Consider the following 1,079-nt stretch of genomic DNA (forward strand, 5'->3'; position numbering starts at 1 on the left):
GAGCGTTCCTTCGGCATCAACCCGCGGGAGGCGCTGGCGATGGATCCGCAGCAGCGGCTGCTGCTGGAGACGTCGTGGGAGGCGTTCGAGCGGGCCGGTATCGACCCGCGGTCGCTGCGCGGCTCCAAGACGGGCGTCTTCGTGGGCAGCAACGGGCAGGACTACGCCACACTGCTGCGGCAGGACCCCGGATCGGTGGAGGGCTACCTCGGAACGGGCATCGCCGCGAGCGTGGTCTCCGGCCGGGTCTCGTACACGTTCGGGCTGGAGGGTCCGGCGGTGACGGTGGACACAGCGTGCTCGTCGTCGCTGGTGGCGCTGCATCTGGCGGCGCAGGCCCTGCGACAGGGCGAGTGCACGCTGGCCCTGGCGGGTGGTGTCACGGTGATGACGACCCCCGAAGTCTTCGTGGAGTTCAGTCGTCAGCGGGGTCTGGCGGCGGACGGCCGGTGCAAGGCGTTCGCGGCCGGTGCGGACGGCACGGGCTGGGGCGAGGGTGTCGGTGTGCTGGTGCTGGAGCGGCTGTCGGATGCGCGCCGTAACGGTCATGAGGTGCTGGCCGTGGTGCGTGGTACGGCGGTGAACCAGGACGGGGCGAGCAATGGCCTGACTGCTCCGAACGGTCCCTCGCAGCAGCGGGTGATCCGGCAGGCACTGGCCAACGCGCGCCTCGCCCCGGACCAGGTGGATGTGGTGGAGGCGCACGGTACGGGGACGACGCTGGGCGACCCGATCGAGGCGCAGGCGCTTCTGGCGACGTATGGCCAGGGGAGGGGTGAGGCTGCGGGGCCGTTGTGGCTGGGCTCGGTGAAGTCCAACATCGGTCACACCCAGGCGGCGGCCGGCGCGGCCGGAGTCATCAAGATGGTGCTGGCGATAGGGCACGGTGTGCTGCCGGAGACGCTGCATGTGGATGAGCCGTCGCCGCATGTGGAGTGGTCGGCGGGTGCGGTGGAGCTGCTGACGGAGGAACGGGCCTGGCCTTCGGTGGCTGGTCGGTTGCGGCGTGCGGGTGTGTCGTCGTTCGGTGTGAGCGGGACCAATGCGCACGCGATCATCGAGGAGCCTCCGGTGGTGGA

Annotated in this window: 1 protein-coding gene; it reads left to right on the top strand. The window is 70.6% G+C overall.

Annotated elements, in window-relative coordinates; genetic code table 11:
• On the top strand, positions 1-1,079 hold a 1,079-nt coding region (locus tag ACWD6P_RS37060), incomplete at both ends, for a beta-ketoacyl synthase N-terminal-like domain-containing protein (protein ID WP_451448620.1).

This window comes from Streptomyces sp. NPDC002446, from assembly GCF_053595675.1.